The sequence below is a fragment of the Rhodopseudomonas sp. BR0C11 genome, from assembly GCF_010820945.1.
Taxonomy (GTDB): Bacteria; Pseudomonadota; Alphaproteobacteria; order Rhizobiales; family Xanthobacteraceae; genus Rhodopseudomonas; species Rhodopseudomonas palustris_H.
The window spans coordinates 20,676-27,180 of the sequence record NZ_QTKI01000014.1 but is presented as its reverse complement, the minus strand read 5'-3'; the positions used below and the strand labels follow the sequence as shown (position 1 = coordinate 27,180).

Genomic DNA, 6,505 nt, shown 5'->3' with positions numbered 1-6,505 from the left:
GTGCTGGAGAAGGCGTCGAGCTACGATCCGGCGTGGAGCGCCAAGTCGTTCAGCGACATCAAGGCGACCCTGACGCCGGCGCAGATCGCCAAGATGGACACGCTCGCCAAATGGGGCGTCGAGAACAAGCTGCTGCCGCGCGTGCCCGACGTCAGCAAGTTCGTCGACACCACGGTCGCCAGCGCGGCCGACAAGGAAGCCGTGGCTAAGGGCTTCGACCCGAAGAGCGTGAAGATCACCCGGGCCTGAGAACGAACATCACGTCCGAACCTTCTGCCAATGGATTTTGGCACATCTGTCAACCTCGTCATGGCCGGCCTCGTGCCGGCCATCCACGCCTTGCAGCTTGGACCGCAAGAAAGACGTGGATGGCCGGGCCTCCGCCGCACCGAAGCGGCTTCGGCCGCGCAGGCGGGACAAGCCCGGCCATGACGGATAACTAACTTTCACCCGCGCAGCGCCGCGGTGGCAGGATCGTGATGAGCACTACGCTGATATCATCTCTGGTCGATGTGTTAGATCGGCCCAGCGACAAGCCCTTCGCCAGTGTCGAACAGCCGCAGCGCCACTTCGATTTCGCCAAGATGTCCGGCGCTGATCGCTATCGCCTGCTCGCCTCCACCATCATGCCGCGGCCGATCGCCTGGGTCGTTACGCGATCGCCCGACGGCTGCGTCAACGCCGCCCCCTACTCGTTCTTCAACATGTTCGGCTCCGATCGCCCGGTCGTCGCGCTCGGCATTCTGGCGCGGCCCGACGCGCCGAAAGACACCGCCGCGAACATCCGCGCCACCGGCGAATTCGTCGTCAACCTCGTGCCGTTCAGCCTGGTCGAGGCGATGAACGCGACCTGCGTCGAAGCACCACCGGAGGTCGACGAACTCGATCTCGCCGGGCTTCAGACGCTGCCGAGCGTCGCCGTCTCCCCGCCGCGGATCGCCGCCTCGCCGGTCGCATTCGAATGCCGCCGCACCCACTGGCTCGACACCGGCCCCGGCCAGGTGATGGTGGTCGGCGAAGTGCTGCACGCGCACTACGCTCAACACGTCCTGACCGGCGATCCGGAGCGCCCGCGCGTCGACCACGCTGCGCTCGATCTGGTCGGCCGGATGCACGGCGCCTCCGCCTACACCCGCACCCGCGATCTGTTCGATCTCGACCGTCCGCTCTGGCAGGACGCGCAGGTCACCCTCACCACAGCATCATAAGGACTCATCAGATGGCCAAGTTGAAAGTCGCAGCAGTGCAGGCGACGACCATTCCGTTCGACGCCGCGGGCGCGACCGCGCGCACCGTCGCCTTGATCGGCGAAGCCGCCGCCAAGGGCGCAAAGGTCGCGGTGTTTCCGGAAGCCTTCATCGGCGGCTATCCGAAGGGCCTCGATTTCGGCTGCGCGATCGGACGGCGCACGCCGGAAGGCCGCGAGGATTTCGCCCGTTACGTCCGCGGCGCCATCACTATTCCGGGGCCGGAAGTGGATCAGCTCGTTGCCGCCTGCGCCGAACACGACCTCCACGCCGTGGTCGGCGTGATCGAGCGCGACGGCGGCACGCTGTATTGCACTGCGCTGTATCTTGCCCCGACCGGCCTGCTCGGCATCCATCGCAAACTCATGCCGACCGGCTCGGAGCGGCTGGTGTGGGGCTTCGGCGATGCTTCGACGCTCACCGTGGTCGACACGCCCTACGGCAAGCTGGGCGGCGCAATCTGCTGGGAGCACTACATGCCGCTGATGCGCGCCGCCTACTACGCCAAGGGCGTGCAGATCTGGGCCGCGCCGACTGCCGACGACCGTGAAACTTGGATCGCCACCATGCGCCACATCGCGCTGGAAGGCCGCTGCTTCGTGATCGGCGCCTGCCAGGTGATGCGGCGCTCCGACTTCCCGGAAGACTATGCCAGCCGGATCGAAGCCGGTCCGGACGAGTGGATGATGCGCGGCCGCTCGGTGATCGTCGGCCCGCTCGGCGAAATCCTCGCCGGCCCGCTGCTCGACGAAGAAGGCATCCTGACCGCCGACATCGACACCGACGACATCCTCGGTTCGAAGCTCGACTTCGATGCGGTCGGCCACTATTCGCGGCCGGACCTGTTCACGCTGCATGTCGATGAGCGGCCGCAGACCCCGGTGGCGTTCGGCGGCAAGCCGGACAACACCGGCGCCTAAGCTCTCGACGAAGTTCTGCGCGCCAGGCGAAGCGGGCGATCAGCCTGCTTCGCGAGCGCGGAGCGGGGTGCTGTCGTCGAGCGCATCGAGCCCGACCAGCCAGCGATACTGATCGATCGGCGCCGGCTTGCCGATCAGATAGCCCTGCACCGCATCGCAGGACTCGTCGACCAGGAAGTCGAGCTGATCCTGGGTTTCAACGCCTTCGGCCACCAGCGTCACGCCGAGGCCGTGGCCGAGGCCGATCACGGCGCGAACAATCGCCGCCGATTGCGGATTGCGGCCGAGGTTCATGATGAAGGCGCGGTCGATCTTGATCTTGTCGAACGGGAACGCCTGCAGATAGGTCAGCGAAGAATAGCCGCTGCCGAAATCGTCCATCGACACCCGGACGCCGAGTGCCTTCAGCCGGCGCAGCAGCGACAGGCCGCGATCGAAATCTTCGATCAGCACGCCCTCGGTGATTTCAAGCTCCAGCCGACCCGGTTCGAGCCCGGTCTGCAGCAGCACCTCGTGCACGAAGGCGACCAGATCGGTGTTGAGGAATTGCGCCGGCGACAGATTGACGGCGACCTGCAGCGGCCGCGCCCACGAGGCAGCCTGACGGCAGGCTTCGCGCAAGATCCATTCGCCGAGCTCGACAATCAGCCCGCTCTCTTCGGCGAGCGGAATGAACTCGCTCGGCGGCACGAAGCCGCGGGTCGGATGGCGCCAGCGCGTCAACGCCTCGAAGCCGACGATATCGTTGTTGCCGACGCGCTTGGTGCTCGACGCTTGCGGCTGGTAGTACAGCGACATCTCGCCGTTGCGGATCGCGTTCGACAGATCCTGATGCAGCACCCGGCGGTCGCGGATCTGCATGTCCATTTCAGGCTCGAACACCGTGACCGAGCCGCGCGCCTTGGCCTTGGCACGGAAGAGCGCAGCGCCGGCATTGGCCAGCAGCGAAGCGGCGTCGGTGCCATTGGCGGGGAACAACGCCACGCCGGTGGTAACGCCGATCCGCACCGTCTTGTCGTCGATGACGAAGCCGGGCGCGAGCGCTTTCGCCACCATGCCGGCGAGATTGCGGGCCGCGGCGGGCTGCGGGCCATCGATGATCAGGCCGAATTCGTCGCCGGACAGACGCGCCACCACGCCGCCGCGCGAGGCCCATTCGATCCGCCGCGCCACCTCGACCAGCAGCTTGTCGCCGATCGCGTGGCCGAACACGTCGTTGATCTCCTTCAGACCATCGAGGTCGACGGAGAGCACCGCGAATTCATCGACCGCGTTGTCGCAAGCCTCGATCATCTGGGTCAGCGACTTCAGGAAGGCGTCACGGTTCGGCAGGTTGGTGAGGCCGTCGTGATACGCCATGTGGGCCATCCGCGCCTCGGTCTGGCGGCGGTCGGTGACATCCACATGGGTCTTGATCAGATAGTTCACTTGGTCGGCCTGATCGGTCACGGTCATCCGCCGGGTGACGAACAGCCGCAAGCCGCCGGCGGTCGAGATCGGATGCTCCTCGACGACGAGGCCGCCCTTGCGGATCGCCAGTTCGTCACGCTCGGCGATCAGCCGCGCTTCCTTGGCGTTGAAGATTTCGCCGGTGGTCAGCCCGGTGGCATCCTCGCGGCGGCGGTTGAGAATGATCTCGGCGCCGCGGTTGGCGAGCACGTAGCGGCCGTCCGCGGTGTTCTGCACCGTCAGCGCCACCGGGATGTTGTCGATCACCAGTTCGAGGAAGCGCTTGGTCTTTTCCAATTCGACCGACAATGCGCGGCGATTGGTGATGTCCTCGAACAGCGCGATCAGGAATTCAGGCTCGCCGTGTTCGTTGCGGGCGACCACGCGGTTGCTGGCGAGAATGCGATCGCCCCGCCCCATCTCGACGGTCAGCTCGGACTGATAGGCGCCGGTGGTGGATTGCAGCGCGCTCTCGTCCGCCGCGCGGATGCTCGCCGCGGAGCGCGCCGGATACAATTGGTCGGCGGTGGCGCCGATGATCTTGTCGCGGCTCAGGCCGGAGAGGGTCTCGAACGCCCGATTGGCCAGGATGTAACGGCCATCCTCGATGCTCTTGGCGGCGACGCAGACCGGGATGTTGTCGATCACCGATTCCAGGAACTGCTTGGTGGTCGACAGCTCCTTCGACATTCGGCGCAGTTCGCTGCAATCGTCATGGGTCGCGATGGTGCCGCCATTGGCGAGCCGCGAGAACTTGACCTGGATGCAGCGGCCGTCGGGCAGTTCGGAAACGTAACCCTGCGGCAGGCCGGCGTTGCGGTAGAACTCGTCATTGGTGAGATCGAGCATCCCGCGGGCACGGCGCAGCGCCAACAGATCGCGCCCGGGCATTCCCGGCGCGACCTCGGCGCGCGTCAGTTTGTACATCTCGAGATAGCGATCGTTGCAGAACACGATCCGGCCCGAGGAATCGGCGATGACGACGCCCTGCTGCAGCTTGTTCAGCACGGAATCGACCAGCATGTTTTTGCGGCGATGGGCGCGGCGCTGTTTGCGCAGCATCGAGGTCGCCCACAGCGCGGTCGCGCACATGAAGGCCGCGACGACGAAGCCACCGATCAGCAATTCCCAGAGGATCTCGGGCTCGATGTTGCCGATGTAGCTGGAGGGCACGAAGCCGGGCGCCGCGTTAGCCGCCGACGAAAACAGACAGGTGCCCAATGCAGCACATGCTGCCCCCCTGCCCGCTTTCCTCATCCGCGCCGTCATAAAACACCCAGAGATTGCAATCCGAGTCTGGTGCAAGAGATGTTTGGAACATGTAAACACCGCTGGCCCGGCAGGCAGTGATTGCGCGAATTTTCATCAATTGACCCGAGATGGTTAACCCGATCATAAACGCCGCTGGACGAGTCAATCGCAACAAGAGGGCGGATCGATGGATGAAGTGGGGTGCGTCGTTGTCGGCGCTGGGGTGGTCGGGCTGGCGATCGCGCGGAAGCTGGCGCAGCAGGGCCGCGAAGTGATCGTGGTCGAGCAGGCCGAAGCGATCGGAACCGGCACCTCGTCGCGCAACAGTGAAGTGATCCACGCCGGCATCTATTATCGGGCTGGCAGCCTGATGGCGCAGCTCTGCGTCGCCGGCCGCCGCGCGCTGTATGCCTACTGCGCCGATCACGGCATTCCGCATCGGCAATGCGGCAAGCTGATCGTCGCCACCACCGCGGCGGAAGCCGCCAAGCTGGATTCGATCCGGGCTCACGCCGCCGCCAACGGCGTCGATGATCTTCGCGCGATCGACGGCGCCGAAGCGCAGCAGCTGGAGCCGGCGCTGTCCTGCGTCGCCGCACTGGTGTCGCCGTCGACCGGCATCGTCGACAGCCACTCTTACATGCTGGCGCTGCGCGGTGACGCCGAAGCCGCCGGCGCAGCGTTTGCGTTTCATGCGCCGCTGCTGTCGGCACGCCGTGAAGGCGAGCTGCTCGCGCTCGAGATCGGCGGCGAGATGCCGATGACGCTCGGCTGCCGGATGCTGATCAATGCCGCCGGCCTCGGCGCGACTGCTGTGGCACGCTCGATCGCCGCCATGCCGCCGGAGCTAGTGCCGACGCCTTATCTCGCCAAGGGCAATTACTTCACCTGCAGCGCGCGTGCGCCGTTCTCCCACCTTATCTATCCGGTGCCGGAGCCCGGCGGGCTCGGCGTCCATCTGACGCTGGATCTCGGCGGCCAGGCGAAGTTCGGGCCCGACGTCGAGTGGATCGACGATCTCGACTACGTGGTCGATCCGGCGCGCGCGGAACGGTTCTATCCGGCGATCCGCAAATACTGGTCGGGCCTGCCGGACGGCGCGCTGTCGCCCGGTTACTCCGGCATCCGGCCCAAAATCGTGCCGCCGTCGGTCGCTGTGCAGGATTTCGTAGTGCAGAGCCCGCGTGAGCATGGCGTGCCGGGGCTGATCAACCTGTTCGGGATCGAATCCCCCGGGTTGACGGCTTCGCTGGCGATTGCCGACCACGTCGTCACCCTCACCGGCTGATCGAACGCGGACAGAAACAGCCTAGAGCTTCATCGATTGATGAGAAGCGGATCTGGCCTTTGCCAAGCGTCCGAAGTCCTCATCCTGAGGAGCCCGGCCTCGCCGGGCGTCTCGAAGGATGAGGAGCCACATCGCCTGCGGCGCATGGTTCGAGACGGCGCTTCGCGCCTCCTCACCATGAGGTTCTGCAAGCTGCGACCGCTAGGAAGTGCGGTCCCGATTCTGCCGAAGCCAGAAATACTTTAGACATCGCCCCCAAAACGGGAGCGGTTCGGCGAGATCGGCGAGCAAGTAACAGGACATCCAACGCCTGGGGCGGCAGCGCAACTGGCGTCGCGCTTGGCGCGAGC

4 protein-coding genes and 1 pseudogene are annotated in these 6,505 nt (G+C 65.7%); 4 read left to right on the top strand and 1 reads right to left on the bottom strand.

The window, feature by feature from the left end; genetic code table 11:
• The 3 genes and pseudogenes from DYI24_RS02840 to DYI24_RS02830 form a co-directional block, all read left to right on the top strand.
• Nucleotides 1–249 (top strand): annotated as a pseudogene (locus DYI24_RS02840) (ABC transporter substrate-binding protein); the annotation flags it as partial.
• 230 nt (nucleotides 250–479) lie between these two features.
• Complete coding sequence (locus DYI24_RS02835) at nucleotides 480–1,208, top strand: flavin reductase family protein (protein ID WP_246701137.1); 729 nt, start codon at nucleotides 480–482, stop codon at nucleotides 1,206–1,208.
• Nucleotides 1,209–1,219: 11 nt separating this feature from the next.
• Entirely contained in the window at nucleotides 1,220–2,167 is a 948-nt protein-coding gene (locus tag DYI24_RS02830; RefSeq protein ID WP_164571178.1) for a carbon-nitrogen hydrolase family protein, read from the top strand.
• Nucleotides 2,168–2,206: 39 nt separating this feature from the next.
• Here the strand turns inward: DYI24_RS02830 and DYI24_RS02825 are convergent, their stop codons facing one another.
• Nucleotides 2,207–4,885, bottom strand: coding sequence for a sensor domain-containing protein (locus DYI24_RS02825; RefSeq protein WP_205523339.1), 2,679 nt, complete (start codon nucleotides 4,883–4,885; stop codon nucleotides 2,207–2,209).
• A gap of 169 nt (nucleotides 4,886–5,054) precedes the next feature.
• On the opposite strand from DYI24_RS02825, the gene DYI24_RS02820 reads away from it, so the two are divergent.
• Nucleotides 5,055–6,155 (top strand): NAD(P)/FAD-dependent oxidoreductase, encoded by a 1,101-nt coding sequence (locus tag DYI24_RS02820; protein ID WP_164571176.1) that lies wholly within the window; start codon nucleotides 5,055–5,057, stop codon nucleotides 6,153–6,155.
• The last annotated feature ends 350 nt before the right edge of the window (nucleotides 6,156–6,505 follow it).